The 19,693-nt window shown below is 68.5% G+C and carries 12 protein-coding genes and 1 pseudogene; 7 read left to right on the top strand and 6 right to left on the bottom strand.

All coding sequences use genetic code 11. The annotated features are described in order from the left end of the window. Positions 1–424: 424 nt before the first annotated feature. A complete protein-coding gene (locus Amac_RS18470; protein WP_246268464.1) occupies positions 425–1,540 on the bottom strand; it encodes a serine hydrolase domain-containing protein in 1,116 nt (371 codons plus the stop codon). Positions 1,541–2,059: 519 nt separating this feature from the next. Between Amac_RS18470 and Amac_RS18465 the strand changes: the two genes are divergently transcribed. After that, positions 2,060–2,560 (top strand): DUF2199 domain-containing protein, encoded by a 501-nt coding sequence (locus Amac_RS18465; RefSeq protein ID WP_155355616.1) that lies wholly within the window; start codon positions 2,060–2,062, stop codon positions 2,558–2,560. Between the two features lie 426 nt (positions 2,561–2,986). Here Amac_RS18465 and Amac_RS18460 read toward each other — a convergent pair whose 3' ends face one another. Together Amac_RS18460 and Amac_RS18455 are read right to left on the bottom strand one after the other, a co-directional pair. Beyond that, positions 2,987–3,892, bottom strand: a complete 906-nt coding sequence (locus Amac_RS18460) for an AraC family transcriptional regulator (RefSeq protein WP_155355615.1) — start codon at positions 3,890–3,892, stop codon at positions 2,987–2,989. Next, positions 3,889–4,653, bottom strand: a complete 765-nt coding sequence (locus tag Amac_RS18455; RefSeq protein WP_155355614.1) for a phytanoyl-CoA dioxygenase family protein — start codon at positions 4,651–4,653, stop codon at positions 3,889–3,891. Before Amac_RS18455 ends, Amac_RS18460 begins: the two co-directional genes overlap by 4 nt. Before the next feature lie 443 nt (positions 4,654–5,096). Between Amac_RS18455 and Amac_RS58385 the strand changes: the two genes are divergently transcribed. The 3 genes from Amac_RS58385 to Amac_RS18440 all read left to right on the top strand — a co-directional run bounded on the left by Amac_RS58385 (position 5,097) and on the right by Amac_RS18440 (position 14,087). Further along, positions 5,097–7,337, top strand: a complete 2,241-nt coding sequence (locus tag Amac_RS58385) for an MFS transporter (protein WP_444978800.1) — start codon at positions 5,097–5,099, stop codon at positions 7,335–7,337. A gap of 109 nt (positions 7,338–7,446) precedes the next feature. Continuing rightward, on the top strand, positions 7,447–12,510 hold the full coding sequence (locus tag Amac_RS18445) for a PxKF domain-containing protein (RefSeq protein WP_155355612.1): 5,064 nt from the start codon (positions 7,447–7,449) through the stop codon (positions 12,508–12,510). Positions 12,511–12,614: 104 nt separating this feature from the next. Then, positions 12,615–14,087, top strand: a complete 1,473-nt coding sequence (locus Amac_RS18440; RefSeq protein WP_170322550.1) for an AAA family ATPase — start codon at positions 12,615–12,617, stop codon at positions 14,085–14,087. A 46-nt stretch (positions 14,088–14,133) separates the two neighbouring features. On the opposite strand, the gene Amac_RS18435 is transcribed toward Amac_RS18440, so the two are convergent. From Amac_RS18435 to Amac_RS18425, 3 genes and pseudogenes are all read right to left on the bottom strand, one after another. Continuing rightward, on the bottom strand, positions 14,134–14,793 hold the full coding sequence (locus Amac_RS18435) for a hypothetical protein (RefSeq protein WP_155355611.1): 660 nt from the start codon (positions 14,791–14,793) through the stop codon (positions 14,134–14,136). Between the two features lie 15 nt (positions 14,794–14,808). Then, on the bottom strand, positions 14,809–15,366 hold the full coding sequence (locus tag Amac_RS18430; RefSeq protein ID WP_155355610.1) for a TetR/AcrR family transcriptional regulator: 558 nt from the start codon (positions 15,364–15,366) through the stop codon (positions 14,809–14,811). 98 nt (positions 15,367–15,464) lie between these two features. Then, positions 15,465–15,644, bottom strand: a pseudogene (locus Amac_RS18425) (IS630 family transposase); the annotation flags it as partial. A gap of 423 nt (positions 15,645–16,067) precedes the next feature. On the opposite strand from Amac_RS18425, the gene Amac_RS18420 reads away from it, so the two are divergent. The 3 genes from Amac_RS18420 to Amac_RS18410 form a co-directional block, all read left to right on the top strand. Continuing rightward, positions 16,068–16,370, top strand: a complete 303-nt coding sequence (locus Amac_RS18420) for a hypothetical protein (protein ID WP_155355609.1) — start codon at positions 16,068–16,070, stop codon at positions 16,368–16,370. Next, on the top strand, positions 16,367–16,567 hold the full coding sequence (locus Amac_RS57970) for an integrase core domain-containing protein (RefSeq protein ID WP_174900187.1): 201 nt from the start codon (positions 16,367–16,369) through the stop codon (positions 16,565–16,567). The genes Amac_RS18420 and Amac_RS57970 overlap by 4 nt, the downstream gene beginning before the upstream one ends. A gap of 1,182 nt (positions 16,568–17,749) precedes the next feature. Beyond that, a partial coding sequence (locus Amac_RS18410; RefSeq protein ID WP_170322548.1) for a tetratricopeptide repeat-containing protein occupies positions 17,750–19,693 on the top strand: 1,944 nt, incomplete at its 3' end.

Here is a 19,693-nt window from a genome sequence, read left to right as displayed (position 1 = left end):
ATTGCACAGAAGCGACAAGGCACTCGAAATGATCAAGGCCCGGTTGGGATATATGCTCCCTGACCTGGGCCTTTACGCTTGGAGCGGGTGACGGGAATCGAACCCGCGCTGTCAGCTTGGGAATTGCATGGATAACGGCCCGTGGACGCCCTGACCTGGGCATGGCCTGGTCATGAGTGACCGTAGTTGACCTCTAGTTACCCCTGTTAATGGCACGACCATCAGCCCTGAACATGCCTTGTCCGCTGGCGTTGGTCACATAGGGTGAGCGGATCGGTGGGGGGACTTGAACCGTTCGCCTGTCTGCTTGAGCCGGTGGAGCGGTGGCTAGAGCTGGACTGAACATCGTCTTTGATGGGCTGGGGTGGGGGAGCGAACCCTTGGACCGTCGATTGCCCCAGTCTGCTATGGCGGCCGGTCACAGCTAGTGATCGTGAGCACTCGCGGACTTGAGGGCCATTGTGGCGAGGTGGCGAGCGATGCCGTTGGTGTCAGTTTCTTCCACGTTGCTGAGCACGACTACCGCGATGTCGTCATCGGGCAGGTACATGTTGCTCGCCGCGTAGCCCTGGAGAAGACCTGGGTGGTATCGGAGCCGGTGTCCATGGAGCCGGTCGACGAGCCAGCCGAAGGCGTACGCGCTCGACGGTAGGTTGAGGCAGCCGTTGGAGGGGCACGGTGCCTGTGGTGTGAACGCCTGTTTGACGGTGGCGGGTGGCGCGACCGTGTGCGCGCCGAACGACCGGTCCCAGCGGACGATGTCGTCGGCGTTGGCGTAGATGCCGGTCGCGGAGAACGCCTGGGAGCCGTTGATGGGCGGGGCCGGTGATCCAACCGTGAAGTAGCCCTTCGCGTACCCGGCGGGCGGATTTCTCCTGCTGTAGCCGGTGTGCCGAAGGCTCAGCGGGCCGGTGATCTCTTCGTGCAGTACGGTGCCGTACGGCTTGCGCGTCACCGCCTGGATGATCGCCCCGGCCAGGATGTAGCCGCTGTTGCTGTACTTCCAGCTGGTGCCGGGCTTGAAGTCCAGCGGCTTGTTCACGAACCGCTGGATGAGCTCCCGGGTCGTGGTCGGTTGCGAGAGCTTGATATAGAAGCCGGGCAGCTGCTGGATGTCGGGGATGCCGGAGGTGTGCGTCAGGATCTCGCGGATCGTGATGGGCCTCCACGCTTGCGGGCAGGTCCTGATGTATCCCGGGATGAGATACGGACAGACCCGGTCTTCCAGGCCAAGCAGCCCACGGTCGCGCAGCTTCAGCACGAGCATCGAGGTGAACTGCTTGGTGACCGAGGCGATTCGGAAGACCGTGTCCGGCCGGTTGGGGATGTCCTCTTCTGCGTCGGCCGCGCCGGCAGCCGCACGCACCAGCACCTCCCCGCGCCGTACTACCAGCGCTGTGCCGGTGAACTGCTCCTTTGCGGCCAGATCCCGCAGGTAAGCCCGCATCGCCGCAGCGATCCGATCACTCGGCGGATCCGATTTCTGGTTGGGATGGCTCGTGATGGCGGATACGGCGATGGCAGGAGTGCCCATGGGCATGGCCACACCAGTTAGTGTGGCGCCGATCGCAAGAAACCAGACAATATTGGGACGCTTGGGCATTCTCTCCCCCTGGAACGTGCCGCTGTCCCGAAATTCGGACATTTCCCGAATCGGGCGAGTGTCGTTCGAGAGCGTCGGCGAGCCATTCTTCTGGAGACTTGCTTACCGTTCGCTAGAGCCAGAAACGGCGACAGCCGCCTTTTTCCTTCTGCATATCCCTTTATTGGCGCTAGTCGATGGTCGCTGGCCACCTCAGTGAAAATGTCAGCTATTTCCTGAATGGAAGCCCTGGCGCTGGCCCACGTTGGAGATCGCTACACGTGCAGGGTTCCGCTGCGGGCGCGATGCTCGTCTGATGCGCGTCCCGACCTCACCCTCGCCGCTGGTACCCGAACTCGGCGAGTGGACCACCGACCCGGCCAACTCCAGCGTCGGTCGTGCGCAACCTGACTGGGACACCAGGTCACGCCGCTGTTCGTTATCCCGCACTGCGCTGACGTGAGTAGGGTCGCGGCCATGAGCTTGGAAGGTCACTCGATCGTCGGTGATGTCTGCGCGGAATGTGGTGAGCCGCGGGATCGGCATGATCGGCATGTCCGATTCCGCCTCCCGGATCCCGTGCTGGGACTTGATGAGGCTGAGCGCGAGGCCCTCACGTGGAGCACCGACAACATGATGCAGGTACAGGGCTATGGCGCGTTTATCCGCTGCCTCCTGCCGGTGTCGTTGACGGGAGGCTACAGCGTGACCTTCGGTGTGTGGTTGGGCGTGCATCCGGATGTGTTGCATAAGGCGTACGCGATTTGGTGGGAACCGGAGTACGCGACGTTGAAGCTGTCCGGGGTGCTGGCTAATGCGATCCCTCCGTGGGGAGATCAAGTCATGGCGGCCCCAGCAGAGGCGGTCGTTCGGGACCGCGAGCAACTGCCGTACATCATGCGTAGCCACCATGCAGTCCTGTCGGATGTCCTTCGCCGGGAGTGGTCGCATGCCGATGTGCTGTCCAGGGTGCCGTAGAGAGTGGTAATAGCCCCCAAGTCGCACGCGCAGTGTGCGGTGAGCTCGCGTCTGGAAATGTGGCTCGGGCCCGCCCGACGGGCCGCCTGGTGGGGCGGTCCGATCGTGGCGAGCCCAGCGACCGTCAAAACGGGTCTACGACCGTCACACGGGTCAGAGGGCGCCGCGCGCCCAGGGGCCGGTGATGGCGAAAGCCAGCTATTGCCGTACGAGGATGTCCGCCGATCATGAAAACGGTCAGAACATGACAATTCCACAGAGCGGCGGGATGATGACCTAGATCGTTTTGATGTCCAAGCAGCGAGGGCCGCGCGGCCCGAGCCGACGGCGGTCGGGACCGGCCCAGGCCGCATGCTCGGTTGATATCCCCTACCCCAATGATCCGTCGGCACCCCGTGGGTAGGCGCTGGTCCGCGTTGGAGATCGCTACAGGTGCAGGGTTCCGCTGCGGGCGCGGTGTTCAAGCGGTGAGTGTCCGTGCAGGCGGCGGAAAGCCGTGCTGAAGGCGCGGACGTCGGGGTAGCCGCAGGCCCGGGCCACCTCCGTCACCGTGGGACCCGTGTCCAGCAGCAGGGCGGCGGCCAGCTCGAGCCGCATCCTGCGCAGGGTCGCCATCAGGGACGCGCCTGTCTGCTCGCGAAACAGCCGCTCGGCGTGCCGTTCGGACAGGTGGACGGTGGCGGCCACATCCCTGACCCGGACCGGCCGGCACAGGTTGTCGGCGAGGTGCCGCCGCATCGCCGCCACCGCCTGGGACGGCCGGTCCCTGGGAGGCGGCTCGACCTGCAGGTCGTCCTCGTACGCGAACGCCCTGGCGGTGTCCACCACCAGCGCGGCGCCGAGACCGGCCAGGCCGGCGTCGTACCCGGACCGCACCGGGTCGGCGTACCCGGCGAGTGCGGTGACGACCTCGGCCAGCGAGCCGGTACGGCGCGACACCACGGGACCGGCGGGGTCGGTGAGGCCGGACCACCAGCCACGCTCGTCCGGACCCGGAGCGTCCTGGCCGCCCCGCAGGGTGAAGCCCCAGAAGGCGATGCCGAGCGGGTCCTCCCGGCTCGACTCGATCTCGTGCACATCACCCGGCCTGGCCAGGAACACCTCACCGGTGCCGACGTCATGGTGTTCCCCGCCGACGCTGAACCGGCCCGCACCGGTGTAGGCCAGGCAAACCTCGTGGAAGGAGTGCCGGTGCCAGTAGTTACGCCAGGCGGGCTTGGTGTAGAACCCCCAGCTGACGAAGTCAGCCCTGAACCCTCCGACCTGGCAGGTGTCCAGCAGGCCGGTCAGGTCGGGCAGCCGACCGGCACCGGCCACGTCCGCCAAGCTCAAGCCTGTCTCCTGCCTGTCGGGTCCACTCCCGACAGCATCATGCCCTGCCCCAGTGACCAGTCGTGCGCCTGGATCGCCGGCGGGTCGGCCGGGTCGCGGAACTGCACCAGCCAGGTGGTCCTGGCCTCGTCGCTGACGTTCACACCCGAGCCGTGAACGGTCAGGTAGGAGAAGAACAGCACGTCCCCCGCCTCCGCGGACAGCGGCACCGCGGCCTCGAACGGTACGTCGGTGAGGTGATGGCCATCCTCGGGGTCGTGCTCCCGCGGCCCCTGGAGGTGGCTGCCCGGCACGACGCGGACGCAGCCCTTCTGCTCCGGCGCGTCGTCCAGGTGGAATATCGCGGCGCCGACCCGATGATGGGTGTGGGGGAAGAACGGGTGGTCCTGGTGCAGCGGGAACGGTGAGCCGTTCTCCGGCGGTTTCACGAACAGTTTGGTGTGGTGCAGCTGTACGTTCGGCACCCCCAGCACGGCCGCGGCGACGGAGGTGAACCGCTCATCCACCAGCAACCGGGAGAACGCCGCCGCGTAGAACTGCGCGTCATGCAGGTGCTGCAGCCGCGTCGGCGCACCGCCCGCGAGCTCAGCGGCCGAACCCCAGGTCGGGTCCTCGTCTCGGTCCTGCTGCCCGAGCAGGTCATGGGCGACCCGGCGGTACGCCGCCGCCTCATCCCTGGTCAGCAAGCCCTTCACCAGAACGTACCCGTACTCGGCATAGTGGCCGGCGAGGGTCCGCAGATCGATCGTGGTCACGGTCATCGCGTCCTCCTGTCGTGATCGATATCGACACTTCGTGGTCGACATCGACAGTAGGAAGCCGGTGCTCGCCGCGACAGGCTCACAGCGGACAGCGATGTTCGTGAGACGGACAAGCGATCGGCACTGCTCCGACCTGCCGAGGCGTCAGGCCTGGCCTTGCGCTCAAGAGCTGGAAGCCGCCGAAGGCGGAACTGGCGGCGAGCGCGCTCGCGAGGATCAGCACGGCCAGGATGGCGTGAGCGGCGAGGCGGGCGCGTCTCCGGACCGCCAGTCGGCTGGCTAGCAGTGGGATCGGGCGGGTGCCGGCCAGGTCGTGCCGGCAGGACCTACTTCGAGGTGTGGCCGCTCAGTGTGGTCATAAATCCGCTCGGATCTCCCCGGACGAGTGACTGATTCACGAGAACCTCGTTCTTTGCCTGCTCAGACCCTGTAGGGAGATGCGCATGGCGAATTTCTCCTCCCGCGTTGCTCAGGCGGACGGTCCGTCGCGGTCGGGCGCTTTCGTGATCGTGCTCGCCTTCGCCGGGATCGTGGTGGCGGTGATGCAAACCCTGGTGATCCCGCTGATTCCCGAGTTCCCCAAGCTCCTGGGAGCCGCGGCCGCCGACGCCACCTGGGCGATCACGGCCACGCTGCTGGCGGGCTCGGTCGCCACGCCGGTGATGGGACGGCTGGGAGACATGCACGGCAAGCGGCGCATGCTTCTGACCAGCCTGATCCTGCTGGTCGCCGGGTCCGTCACGTGCGCTCTCAGTGACTCTTTGATCCCGATGGTCGTCGGACGGGCGCTGCAAGGCCTGGCAGCCGGCGTCATCCCGCTCGGCATCAGCATCATGCGCGACGAATTGCCCCCCGACAGGCTCGGCTCCGCGACCGCGCTGATGGGCGCCTCGCTCGGCGTGGGCGGTGCCATGGGTCTGCCGGGCGCCGCCCTCATCGCCGAGAACGCCGACTGGCACGTGCTGTTCTGGACCTCAGGGGGCCTCGGTGTCGTGGCCACTGTGCTGGTGCTGACGTTCGTGCCCAGATCGGCGGTGTGCAGCGGCGGGCGTTTCGACCTGGTCGGCGCCGCCGGGCTGTCGTCCGCGCTGGTGTGCCTGCTCTTGGCGATCTCCAAGGGCGCCGACTGGGGCTGGAGCGACGCCCTCACCATCGGCCTGTTCGCCGCGGCGGTTGTCGTGCTGCTGCTGTGGGGCTGGTGGGAGCTGCGTACCAGGGAGCCGATGGTGGACCTGCGCACCAGCGCACGGCGTCAGGTGCTGTTCACCAACCTCGCCTCCCTCATGCTGGGCTTCTCGATGTTCGCGATGTCCCTGGTGCTGCCGCAGCTGCTGCAGCTGCCCGTGGCCACCGGCTACGGCCTGGGGCGGTCGATGCTGACCGTGGGCCTGGTCATGGCGCCGTTCGGCCTGGTGATGATGGTCCTGGCGCCCCTGTCGGCTCGCCTGTCCGCGGCCAGGGGGCCCAAGGTGACCTTGATGATCGGGGCTGTCATCGTGGCCGCCGGCTACGGCCTCAACATCGCGTTGATGTCCGAGGTCTGGCACTTCGTCCTGGTCTCCTGCGTCATTGGAGCCGGTATCGGATTCGCCTACGCCTCGATGCCCGCCCTCGTCATGGGCGCCGTGCCGGTGTCCGAGACGGCCGCCGCGAACAGCCTCAACACCCTCATGCGGGCCGTCGGCACCGCCATCGCCAGCGCCGCGGCGGGTGTCGTCCTGGCCCAGATGACCACCACGTTCGGCCCGGTCGCGCTGCCCTCCGAGGACGGTTTCCGCGTCGTCATGGTCCTCGGCTTCGGCGCCGCCCTCCTCGCCTTCCTTCTCGCCGCCTTCCTTCCCCGCGGGAACGTGGCTGCGGCGCAGGTGACCACCCTGGCGCCTGCCAACGCCCAGCCGGTGCGCGCCACCTGGGCGGACCGGCCGAAGGGCGGTGTCGAGATCCGCGGTTGCGTCAGTGGTGACGACGGACACCCGGTCGACGATGCCACCCTGACTCTGATCGACGTGCACGGCCACCAGGTCGGCCGGGCCCTGACCCGAGCCGATGGCGCCTACAGCGTCTGGACGCCTGGCACCGACACCTATGTCCTGATCACCTCGGCCGCTCATCATGATCCGCAGGTGGCCACCCTGGTGGTGGGAGACCAGCCGGTCGACTTCCACCTGATCCTCGCGAGCTCGAACAAGCTGACCGGTGTCGTACGCGACCTGGAGGGCAGGCGGGTGCCCAGCGCGGTGATCGTGCTGACCGACGTCCGCGGCGAGGTCGTCACCTCGGGCAGCACCGACGCAGCGGGCTGCTACAGCTTCTCCGGGGTGGGCTCGGGCAGCTACACACTCGCGGTCGGCGCGGCCTCCTATTGCCCCGCAGCCGTTCCAGTCGAGGTCAACGGCACCGGTCAGACCAGGCAGGACGTCGAGTTGCGGCCCGGCGTCCGGATCCGGGGCACCGTACGCGCGCGCGACGGCGTCCCGCTGAACGACGCGCGGGTGACCTTGCTGGACACGGCCGGGAACGTGGTCGGCACCACGACCACGGGTGCGGACGGCGCGTACACCTTCGCCGACCTGACCGGCGGCCAGTACACCCTCATCGCCACCGGATACCCGCCCGTCGCCGACACCGTGATCGTCGACGGCCGGGACGACGACCGCGACCTGTGGCTCGTTCACGCCGAGTAGACGACCCACCCCGGGACTTGAAGTGACGTCCAAGTCGGCCTTAAACGCCCTCCAAGTGCTGACACCGACGATCTCTCTGGTGAATCCGGCCAGGAGTAGAGGGATCGACGTGAACAGGTGGAAACGGGCGGCGGCTGCCGCCCTGACGGTGACGACCATGGCGGTGGGACTGGTGGTCCCAGCGTCGCCGTCGTACGCCAACAGCAATACATTATGGGTCGGCAAGATCGGCGAGACGCGCGGGACCTTCGGCGCGAACGCGGCGGTCCGGGTTTGGGGGGATCTGGCGTTCAAGAACTCCGGGTGCCCGGAGGACGGCGTGCCCGACTTCGTGTACCCGACCAGCGACGTCTACATCGTGGTGCCGGGCACAGCGCAGGGGCACCTGGTGGACGTGACCGGAGGCAAGCCGAACACGGTCGTGCAGTATGCGACGGTGTTCGACGACGAGATCATCGGCATCACCACGCCGGCCGGCGCCCTCGGTGAGGGCGAGTACGACGTGGTGTTCGACACCTGCCAGGACGGAGTCTTCCAGGCTGAGGACGACGCGGTGTTCTCCCGCGTGATCAAGGTCGAGACCCCGGGCGAGCTGCCACCGCCCGACGCCGCGCTGACGTCGCTCAAACAGTCGGCGTACGAGGAATACGAGTCATGGAAGACCACCCGGCAGGTCATGAACCGGGTGTGGAAGTTCGTCCAGAAGGCGCTGAAGAACGGGTGCAAGGCCGGTAACCCGACCGCCTGCGCGCTGAAGTACGGCAACTACTTCAGCCCGATCCAGGAGCAGTTCGACGGGTTGCTGCTCAACCAGGGCCAGCACTACCTGGGCATTTACGAGGACCCGCCGAACCCGGACTTCGACCAGCCGGTGGTGCCCAAGCCCGTGGCCGCGCCGACGGACGCTATCGCGGGTGAGGGCGCGCTGGTCGAGGCGTTGCTGCGCAGCGTGGAGGCCTACAAGGGCGCGCAGCAGGCGGGCAACCGGGAATGGGCGCTCGTGCACGCCCGCGAGACGCGCGACCTGCACCAGACCCTGGTGGGGCAGCTCGCCGCGACATCCCGCCAGTTGACCGACCTGAAGGCGCTCTACACCGACGCCGCCAATGAAGGGCTGGCCTTCGGCCACGACTTCTCCGACCGGGTACGGCGGGAGAGTCTGACCCCTGACGAGCGGCGCACGCTTCGGGAGACCGGCATGACCGGCCCGCAGATCACGGAGCTGGAGGCCGACGTCCGGAACGCCTACGGGCCGCTGTACAAGGCAGCGGACATTCGTGCCCTCCTGGACGCGCAGATCGCCGCCCACGCCAGGACTGTGACCGCGGTCGGCCAGGGGCTCACCGCCTGGGGTGCCATCGTGGACGCGATGGCGGGCGACACGCACGTGCCCGACCCGCACCCGACGGCGCACGCCGGTGGCCCGTACACCGCGACCGAGGGCGAGCCGGTCACGCTGGACGGGACCGCATCGGCCGCACGCGGCGGGGCGACGCTGGCGTCGTACGCCTGGGACCTGGACGGTGACCGTGACTTCGACGACGCCGACGGTGCGACGCCGACGGTCACCTTCGACGAGCCGGGCGCGCCGGTCGTCGGGCTACGGGTGACCGACAGCGCCGGCCGCATCGCGTACGCGTGGAGCGGCGCGACCGTGACCCGCAAGGGCGTCGACCCGCGCCTGTCGGGCGCGTCGCCGGACAACGTCCAACCGGTGGTGCGGACCGGCGCGACCGCGGTCTTCTCGGTCACCGCGACCGATGACGGCGGCGACCCCGCCGTGAGCTGGAGCGTCGACGGGAAGCCGACCGGCGACGGCGGGTCGCTGTCCTGGACCGCTCCGGACACCCCGGGCGCGCACCAGGTCGTCGCGACCGCGACCGACGCCGACGGGCACCAGGCCACGAGGGCCTGGGACGTGCTGGTCCACCGGCCCGACGCGGACGGTGACAACTGGACAGCCACCACGGACTGCGACGACGCGGACGCGGCGATCCATCCCGGCCAGATCGAGTTCCTCGGCAACGGCGTCGACGACGACTGCGACAGCGGCTCGCCGGACGCGCCGCCGGGCGGCCTGACCGGTGAGGTCTTCGGCTGGGGCAGCAACACGCACGGCCAGATCGGCGACGGCAAGATGGGCACGAATTACACCAAGCCGACGAAGTCGGTACTCCCGGCGAACGTGGTCCAGGTCGAGATGGGCATAGGCACCGGCTACGCCGTGCTCGCCGACGGCACCGTACGCGCCTGGGGCAACCAGCTCTTCGGCGAGATAGGGGACGGGTCTTCCAGCCTCCGGCTCCAGCCGGTGCAGCCGCTGGGGCCCGGCGGGCAGGGTCTGCTGTCCGGCGTACGGCAACTGTCCGTCACGGACAATCACGTCGCCGCGGTCCGCACCGACGGGAAGGTGCTGACCTGGGGCCGCAACACCGCCGGCAACCTCGGCGGCGGGGAGGCCAGTGGCAACCGGCCGTACCCGGACTTCGTGGTCGCCGACGCCACGGGCACCCTGCTCACCGGCGTGCGCGACGTGCAGGCCGGCGTGTCGTCCGATTACGCGCTGATGGAGGACGGCACGGTCATGGCGTGGGGCCGGGTGAACTGCGACGGCTCGGGGGCCGCGGTGGACACGCTCTATCCCACGCGCATCCCGGACCTCACCAACGTACGGCAGATCGCCATTACCAAGTCGAGCGCGCTGTTCCTCACGAAGGACGGCACCGTACTCTCCTGCGGCAGCACCGACCCGACACTGGGTCGCAAGTGGAACACCCAGGACCCGGCGCGCAACCCGTGGCTTCCGCGGCCGGTTGACACGCTCGGCCAGGGCAGCGGAGTCGTGGACGTCTCCGTAGCCGGCGACGCGGCGGTCACGCTCAAGGAGGACGGCTCGATCTGGATGTGGGGCGAGAACTTCAACGCCGACCTCGCGCCGATCTGCGGCGACACGCGGTGCACGTTGTCGGCGCCCACTCGCGCACCGATGCCGGACGGTCCGCCGATCGTCGGCATCGACAACGAGAACTCCTCGACCACGCTGGCCAACCGCGCCGACGGCTCGATGATGGTCTGGGGCAGCAACACCAACGGCGCAGCCGGCACCGGCACGTCCAGAGTCCTCACGCCGACCGTGGTCCCGATCGACGGCCAGGTGGTCCTGCAGGTCGCGACCGACACGTGGAACGGTCTCGCGCTCACCCGCCCCAAGGCCGACCCGGAGCTGGAACTACCGGCGGCATGGGTGACCGCGACAGTGGAGGACGCGGCGCTGACCGAGGCGGACGGCGGCGCGTACACCGTCAAGCTGGACCACGCGCTGGGCGGCGACGTCGCGCTGACCTGGTCGTTGCAGGGCGACACCGCCGGGGAGGACGACGCGGTGTTCGGCACCGGCACGGTGGTCGTGCCGGCCGGCCAGACGCAGGCCTCGATCCCGGTCAAGGTCACCGACGACGCGATCGACGAGGATGACGAGACGCTCACCCTCGCGCTCACCGGTGCCCGGCTGGGCCTGAAGATCGCCCGGGCGCAGGCTACCGGCACGATCGCCGACGACGACGCTCCGCCGACCGTCTCGGTGCAGTCGCGCACCGTGCCGGAAGGGGACACCAGCCTCACCGACACCGCGGTCACGTTCCGGCTGTCCAAGCCCAGCGGCAAGGAGGTCGTGGCGGAGTACGCCACCGCCGACGGTTCCGCGAAGGCGGGCGAGGACTACGTGAGCGCGGCGGCGACGATCCGGTTCGCCCCTGGCGAGACCCAGGACGTGCTCCACCTGGCCGTCAACGGCGACACGACCCCCGAACCGAACGAGACGTTCGCCATCTCGCTCGGTAAGGTCACCAACGGCACCGCCGCCGCGGGTGACAGCGGCACGGTGACCATCGCCGACGACGAGGTGCTCAACGTGTCGGTGACCGCGCCGACCCTGGTCGAGGGCGGCACAGGTGACTTCGTGATCGCCGTCCACCCCGCGCCGGTGGCAGGCACGACGGTCTCGGTGCCGTGGACCCTGGTCGAGCCCTCCGCGGGAGGCTCCGACGCTCCCGGCGACATCACGCCGGGCACCGGAACCCTGCAGCTCACCGCCGATCACCCGGCCGGCGTGGTCACCGCCGCGGCGGTGGACGACACGGTGGTGGAGTCGCCCGAGCCGTTCCAGCTCAAGCTGGGCGACCTGGCCGCCTCCGACGGCCGTACGGTGCTGCGCGGTGAGGTCGGCACGGCCTGGATCACCGACAACGACCAGGACAACAAGGCGCCCGTGGTGGACGCCGGGAACGGCGTGTCGACGGTGGAGGGCACCGGGGTCGCCCTCAACGGCACGGTTACCGACGACACGGCCGGTGTCACGTCGTCATGGGGGGTGGACGGGCCATGCGCCGTCACCGGTCAAGGCGCTCAGGCGTCGGTGACCTGTGCCGACGAGGGCACGTTCACCGCGACGCTGACCGCGGTGGACGCCGCTGGCGCGACGGCTTCGGACAGCACCACGGTGACCGTCGCCAACGCACCGCCGGTGCTCGGCGCGGTGACCGTCGACGCCTCCGGCGCGCGGGTCGAGTTCACCGACGCCGGTGTGCAGGACCTGCACACCTGCACGGTGCAGTGGGGTGACGGGACGAGCCCCGGGGTGCTTGACGGAGCGGTGTCACCGTGCTTCCTGGCGCACGCCTACCGCCCGGGCACGTTCACCGCGACCGTGACCATCCGCGACAACGACGGCGGTTCGGTGTCGGCGCCGCGTACCGTCACGGTCCAGGCGCCCGCATGGCCGTTCCACGGCTTCCTCCGCCCGGTGTACAACCCGCCGGCGGTCAACGTGGTGGAACCCGGCCAGTCCATCCCGATCAAGTTCGGGCTCGGCGGCTACCGGGGCATGAACATTCTGGCGCAGGGTTCACCGGCCTCCGGCCAGTTCCCCTGTAGTGGCGGCGCACCCGGCGCCCTCAAGCCGACGGCCCCTTCCGGCAAATCGTCTCTGCACTACGACGACGGCCATTACACCTACGTCTGGAAGACCGACAAGGCGTGGGCCGGGCAGTGCCGGCGGCTGGTCGTGACCCTCACCGACGGCACACAGCACTGGGCCGACTTCCGGTTCCGTGCGAAGGGTGGTCACGATGACGATGATTGCGACGATCACCGGCGGTACGTTCGGCTGACGTAACCCGGACAAATGCGGCCCTGCACGCGCACGCGTGCAGGGCCGCATCACGTGGCCTTTTAGGAGTACACTTTTAAGAACTGTACTCCTAAAAGTTGAGGATCAAGATGTCGTTACCGCGGCCGTCGGACATGTTCGATCGCGCCTGGGAGTGGGAACAGCTCTCGCGGTTCGTCGCCAACGACGCTCAGGGTGCGACACTCGGCGTGGTCTCCGGGCGACGTCGGCAGGGCAAGACGTTCTTGCTAGAAGCCGTCTGCGAGGCGACCGGCGGCTTCTACTACGCCGCCACCGAGGCCGTGCCCAGGGCGGAGGCACTGCGCCAACTCGGGGAGGCCGTCTCCGCCTTCGCCGGGACGCCGGGACGGGTCAGGTTCGAAAACTGGGAGGAGGCGATCGACGGCTTGCTCTCCCTGGGCGCCGAGCGGACCGTCCCCGTCGTCCTGGACGAGTTCCCCTACCTGGTGCGCGACGCCAAGGACTTGCCGTCGGTCATCCAGAAGGCACTGTCGCCACGCCGCGAGCAGAGGGGGGCGTCCAGGTCACGTCTGCTGCTGTGCGGGTCGTCGATCTCCTTCATGGGCGGCCTGCTCTCCGGTCAAGCGCCGCTGCGCGGGCGGGCCGGGCTGGAACTGGTTGTGCCCACCTTCAACTTCCGGCTGGCCGCCGAGTTCTGGGGGCTGGCGGCCGAGCCTCGGTTGGCGGCCCTGGTCTACTTCGTCGTCGGTGGCACCCCCGCCTATCGCACCGAGTATCTGGCCGGGATCGCTCCGGCGGGCCTGGCCGACTTCGACCGCTGGGTCGTCGAGTACGTTCTCAACCCGGCCAGTCCTCTTTTCCGCGAGGTGCGTTTCCTGCTCGCCGAGGACCCGGCGCTGCGCGACACCGGCCTGTATCACACGGTTCTGGCCGCGGTCGCCGAGGGCAACGCGACCCGCAGTGGCATCGCGGGCAGGATCGAGCGCAAAGCCGTTGACATCTCCCACCACCTGACCGTGCTGGAGGACGCCGGCCTCCTGGTGGCCGACCCTGACGCTTTCCGCCGGAACCGCTCCGAGTACCGGATCACTGAGCCGCTGGTCCGCTTCTACCACGCGATCATGCGTCCCTACTGGGCGCAGTTGGAACGGGTGCGGCAGGGGCGTACCGAGCGGATCTGGCGTACCGCCCAGCCCCGCTTCCGCAGCAACGTGGCGGGGCCGGTGTATGAGCGAATGTGTCGGGTGTGGTGTGAGGACTTCGCGTCTGAGGAGACGCTGGGCGATATGGCCGGAAGCGTCCAGTCCGGGGTCGTTCATGACGCCACCACCCGCACCAGCCATGAGGTAGACGTCGCGGTCCGAGGCCCCGACGGCGCGCTCCTGGCCATTGGGGAGGCCAAGTGGGGGGATGTTGTGGGGCTCGGGCACTTGGAGCGGCTGGAGCGGGTGGCGGCGCTACTCGCGGCCCGGGGCGAGGCGCCGGGGCGACTGCTGCTGTTCAGCGGGATGGGGTTCATGCCAGCGGTGCAGGAGGCAGCGGCGCGCAGCGACGGGCGAGTGCAGTTGGTGGGACTGGATCGGTTGTACACAGGTTCGTGACCTCGCTCGGGCCGGTTGAGATCCGACCCCGTCGAAGAAGTCAACGTCACGGCAGCTGTGCAGCGGCCGGGTGGGAGGGGTGTCGCCAGAGCGCGACGGCCAGCCAGATGCAGCCGGCCGCCACGAGGACACCATGCGCCATCCGGACCGCCGGCGGGGCGAAGAACTGTGGGATGAACAGGGCGAAGCCGGCGGCGAAGAGGATCCCGCTGAATCGCGGCAGTGCCCCTGAGCGCCAGATCGCCGTGGCCGCGAGCACCGGGCCGATGGCGAGCAACAGCAGGCCGATCAGGAAGGTCGTGACCGCCGCAGGGTGATAGCGGATGCTGTCAGCGAGGTCGAGCAGGTCGAGGGGGTGACCGTCGGCGACCTTCGTCGCGATCGTGTTCAGCGCGAAATCCTCAGCGCCGTAGTACGGCAGGGTCAGGCCGACGCCGATCCAGGTGGTGACGGCGGCGGTGACGGCGAGCCGTTCGGACCGCGTCGCGTCGACGACTCGGCGTACGGCCAGCAGCGCCAGCGGCACCAGGATGAAGCCGATCATCGCGAACAGGTGGGTCGCCACCCACCACGGCGAGGACATCGCCTGTAGCGCTCCGTCCGGCGTGGACTCCTCACGCCAGGGGCGTAGCGCGGGGTAAAGAAAGAAGAGGACTCCGGCCAAGGCCAGGCCGCCGGCGGCGAGGCGGACACGGGTAGGGGGCATCGGTCTTCTCCAGTCTCAGAGTTCGGGAAGGGTCGCGAGGAACATGCGGATCACGCGTTCGAAGGTCTCGTCGAGGCCGTGTGGCAGTCCGAAGCCACCGGCCGCCTCCAGTGAGGCGAAGCCGTGGACGATCACTCTGGCCGCCCGGATGGCATGAATCAGGTTCGGCTCATCGAGGCCCCAGGGGCGCAGGGCGGCCTGTATGACCTCCAGCATGCGCCACCCGGCCTTGGCGAACTGCGGTTGGTGCAGCGGGTCGACCGGCATCGCCGCGTAACGCGCCGGGTGCTCGGTCACATAGTCGCGGTAGGCCCACATCAGGGAGGCCACGGCGTCGGCGCCGCTGCGGCCGGAAATGGCGGTGGCCAGTTCCCCCGTCATTTCCTGAAGCACGCGTACGCCGACCAGGGTGCGCAGGTCGGCGATGTTGCTGACGTGTTTGTAGAGGGATGGGGCGGCGACCCCACAGCGCTGGGCGACGGCGGCGAGGGTCAGGGCGGCCAGGCCGCGTTCGTCAACAAGGGCGATCGCCACATCGACGACCCGGGCCTGGGTCAGGCCCGCCCTAGGCATCACCGGCTCCAGGACCGAAGCTATTGCTCATAGCTTTTATGCTAATCGCAATAGCTAACCCTGCCTAGTGCGGTGACCACGAACGTTCGCCGGGTTGATCAGGCGATCCGGCGGGCGGGCCGTCCCCAGCGGCGTTGTTTCTCGCTGCGGATGCGGGCGCGTTCGCGTCGCTGTGCGGTCAGCACGTCGGGGTGGCGGGCGTTGGCGTTGCGCCGGCGCAGGTAGGCCTGCAGCTTGCGGGCCGGCACGGTGTGGTTAGGGTGGTCGGAGTTGCCCATCACATGTGTCCCTGACCTGGGCCTTCGCTCTTGGAGCGGGTGACGGGAATCGAATCCGCGCTGTCAGCTTGGGAATCATCTACTGACCTTGCTGCTCTGAGCTGGGGAAACGGGGTGCAGGCCAGGGCGGGTCGAGTGACCGTAAGTCCTCGTGAGTGACCGCGCTTCTCCGCCTGTTCTGGCACGCATCTGGCACGACGCCGATCTCTCCCCATTGGTGCTGTGGTTTGCGCATAGGGGCTTGATCTCCTGGCGCCGTCACCTGACATCATCGCCAGATGTTCGACTTCGGGGTCGTTGGTTCCAGGCCGATGTGGCTGAGGGGGTGTTCGGCTGTCACTGCCGCACAGGCTCGGCATGTAGCCATCGATCGTATGGGAAAGTTGGGGGCACTGTTATCTATACGGTTTCGAAGCGGGAGCTATGGCGGCGGAGTTTCAGCTCGGCGATTACATCCTGGTGCAGGACGGCAGGACCCTTGAAATCTTTCACCGGGGTCTGTCCGAGAGTAGCCGCTATCACGTGGTGTTCCTTGGGGTGGATGTCCAGCCGCACGGCGATGGGTTCAAGGTTCGGCTCGGCGTCAGGCGGGGCGACGACCAGGTCATAGGCGGGGTGAGACTGAAGATGAACCAGGAAGAGTTCGCACGGTTTCGTGATTTCATCGCCTTGGCTATCGCGGCACGCGACGGGGCGAGCTCTCTGGACGAGTCCACCCCGCTCTGAAGGTCGAGTTCGGGCACCGGCACCGCTTCGGTGCCCGGGTCGAGGCTCGCCTGAAGATCGCGACCTGGATCGCCGACTTCTACAACACATGCAGGCGGCACAGCGCCAATAACGGGCTGCCACCCATCGCATTCGAGCGTCTGCTGATCGAGCAGAGGCAATCGTCATCGACGCTGCTCAGGGCCGATGTGGCATAAGAGCATCTCCACGGTTTGAGGGGATTGACACTGCTCAGCTCGCCCGGGTCGATGACAGACGGGAAGATCAGGCCCTCGCGGCCCTCTACGTGTCTACGGTCCTGGTCGTTTCCCTTCACGATCACCCCGGAGCCGGAGTGCCCCCGCCGGAGGCACTGTCCTGTTCAAGCCGCACACTAGGTGCGATCCTTACTAGCGGCATGGCATGCACTAGGGGGCGCGAGTGAGCAATGATGAGAAAGCGCGACGTTTCAACGATCATCCCCGGAACATTCGCCAATGGTGGGGAAACCTGATCTTCTTTTTCGGGTCTTCGCGAGGGTGGCTTGCGTTTGTTGCAGTGATTCTTTGGGTTGTCGGGGTCCTAGTATTCACTGCGACATTTCTGCCCGATCCGCTCTGGCCAGGCGGTATTCGCCGAAGCATAGTGGAGATACTCCTTGCGAGTGGCGTCGGCGGTGTGATCGGCAATGCCATTTGGCGACATGGACGATGACGCAAGACTACGGCGGCGGGGCGCTGGGGTCGGCGCGTTCGATCGGTGCCGTGCGGCAGGCGTACGGGAGGCGGCTCTGAGTCTCGCGCCGCCCCGGGAACGGCCCCCGGGCCGCATGCCCGGGCGGCTGGCCAGCGCTGGGGCCGTGGCGCGGCCGGCGCGCCGCGCCGCCGCCTTGATCAGCACACCGTGCGCGGTGCCGACAAGGTGATCACAGATGCGATCGACAGACACATCAAGGGCCAGGACGATGAAGATGGCGGCGGCCTAGGTGGGATCTTGGTCCCCGTGGGCTAATTGCACGGAAGATCGAAAAGCTCTAGAAACGATCAAGGCCGGGTCCGGGAACCATCCGTGACCTGGGCCTTCTAGGTTGGAGCGGGTGACGGGAATCGAACCGGACCGGTAATAGGGTTCTCACCTGCGGGTTTGTCTTTTCCGCTGGTCGCGACAACCAGGTTGAGCCGGGTTCTGCGCGGTTCTCCCGGCTCTTGTCGGCCCGGTGTGCCCACGCGGGCGCACTGATGATCTTGGTTCGGACGGAATGCCCGCACTGTCCGGTATCGCACTATGCCGATCTCGAGCCCACTGTGCTGGACACCGGCCGTCCCTGTCCGGCCCGGCTGGGTGATCACGATTTGTGTACATGTGCTGCCAGTGCGCGCCCGGGCCATCACGATGAAGACGTGACGAGGAAGGGCTGGCGGATCGCGGCCGCGGCTATCGCGGTGGCCGCGGTTTCTGGGCTGGTCGTGCTCGTCATCCGGGCGTTGGACGTCCGGGACGGGGTCAACCTGGCCGATTTGGCCGCCGTCATCCTGGCCGCCGCCACAGTGGTGGCCGGGGTGGTGGTCTGGGCCCGTCGACCCGCCCCCGGCGGCGTGGCTGGCCGTACTGCCGGCCAAGCGGCCGATCCCTTCGAGGGGGTGGCGGCACCTTCCAGGCCGGCATCGCCGCCCGGCGGGCTGACCCTGACCGGCTCCACCGTCGGCAGAGATTCCTACCAGTTCGGGTCGGCTCGGGATGTGTCCATCACCGCCCAGGTGGCGGACCGCGCTCCGCTGCCGCCCGCTGCCGCCACCGACGCACCACCGGGTTTGGCGGGATTGCCGCGGCCGCCGGCGGCAGTGTTCCTCGGCCGTGAGCAGGCCCTGGCCCGGCTCGAAGGAGCCCTGACCACCGCCACGGCGATGGCTGGGAACGCGGTGATCACTCAGGCAGCGGTGCACGGATTGGGCGGGATCGGCAAAAGCGAACTCGCCCTGCAGTACGCCACCCGCCACCGCCGCGACTATCGGCTGGTGTGGTGGGCCGAGGCCGACACCCCCGCCAACATCCAGACCTCCCTCGCCGGCCTGGCGCGGGCGATCTGCGCGGGCCCGCATTCGATCGCCGCCGGCCAGGCCAGCGTGGAGGAGGGCGCCGCCTGGGCAATGTCCTGGCTGGTCACCCACACCGGGTGGCTGCTGGTCTTGGACAACGTCGAGCAGGCCGCCGACATCATCCCGTATCTGGGGCGGCTGTCGGGCGGGCAGGTGCTGATCACCACCCGCAGGAGCATCGGCTGGCGCGAGCTCGGCTCCACCCCGATCGACTTGAACGTCCTGGCCCCTGGCGCGGCGGCCGCCCTGCTGGCCGACCTGGTCAGTGGTTCGCCGACCGCCCCCGCGAGCATGCCGGACGAGCACAGGAGACCGGGCGATGAGCAGGCGGGCGAGTTGGCGGGGCTGGCTGCCGAGCTGGGATATCTGCCGCTGGCCTTGACCCAGGCGGGCACCTTCATCGCCCGCACCCCCGGCATGACCGTCCCCGATTACCGCAGATCCCTGCGGGAAACGCCGGCCCAGGCGTATGCGGCGGTCGCGGCCGGCACTGACGGTGAGCGGGTCATCGCCCAAGTCTGGACGCTCACCCGCGCCCGCGTCGCGAAACTGGATCCGCTCACGCCGCGGCTGCTGGCCCTGCTGGCCTGCTACGCCCCCGACCACCTGCCCCTGACCGTCCTACACCATCTGCCCGGCGTCAGCCGCCTCCAGATCGGCCAGGCGTTGGGTGTGCTGGCCTCCTACAGCATGATCACCCTCACGTCCGCCAGCACCGCCAACAGCAGCGCCGAGGCTGCGGGCAGTTCGGCCGGCAGTGCGGGGGAAACGGTCAGCGTGCACCGCCTGGTCCAGGCCGTCACCCTGGCCGGCCTCACCCCCGGCCAGCAGGCCGACGTCAAAGGCCAGGCCGCCGACCTGCTGGCCGCTGCTCTCCCCGACAACCCGAAGGTGATCGGCAGCTGGGCGGAATACGGGCGGCTGCTACCCCACGCCCGCGCCGCTCTGTCCTCCGACTCCGCGGCCATGGGGCAGGTCCTCGACTACCTGGCCGCCAGCGGCGACTACGCCACCGCCAAGACTCTGCAACACCTCCGCCGCCAGGCCCTGGACGACACCCAGGGAGCCGAGCATCCCGACACATTGACCGCCCGGGCCGACCTCGCCTCCTATACGGGGCAGGCGGGGGATGCGGTCGCGGCCCGCGACCAGTACGCCGCCCTGCTGCCCATCCGGGAACGGGTCTCCGGCGCCGAGCACCCCGACACGCTGGGCGTCCGGGCCGACCTCGCCTCCTGGACGGGGGAT

This window comes from Acrocarpospora macrocephala, from assembly GCF_009687865.1.
GTDB classification, from domain to species: Bacteria; Actinomycetota; Actinomycetes; order Streptosporangiales; family Streptosporangiaceae; genus Acrocarpospora; species Acrocarpospora macrocephala.
Note: the sequence above shows the minus strand (reverse complement) of the source record. Positions and strands in the feature narration are given on the sequence as shown.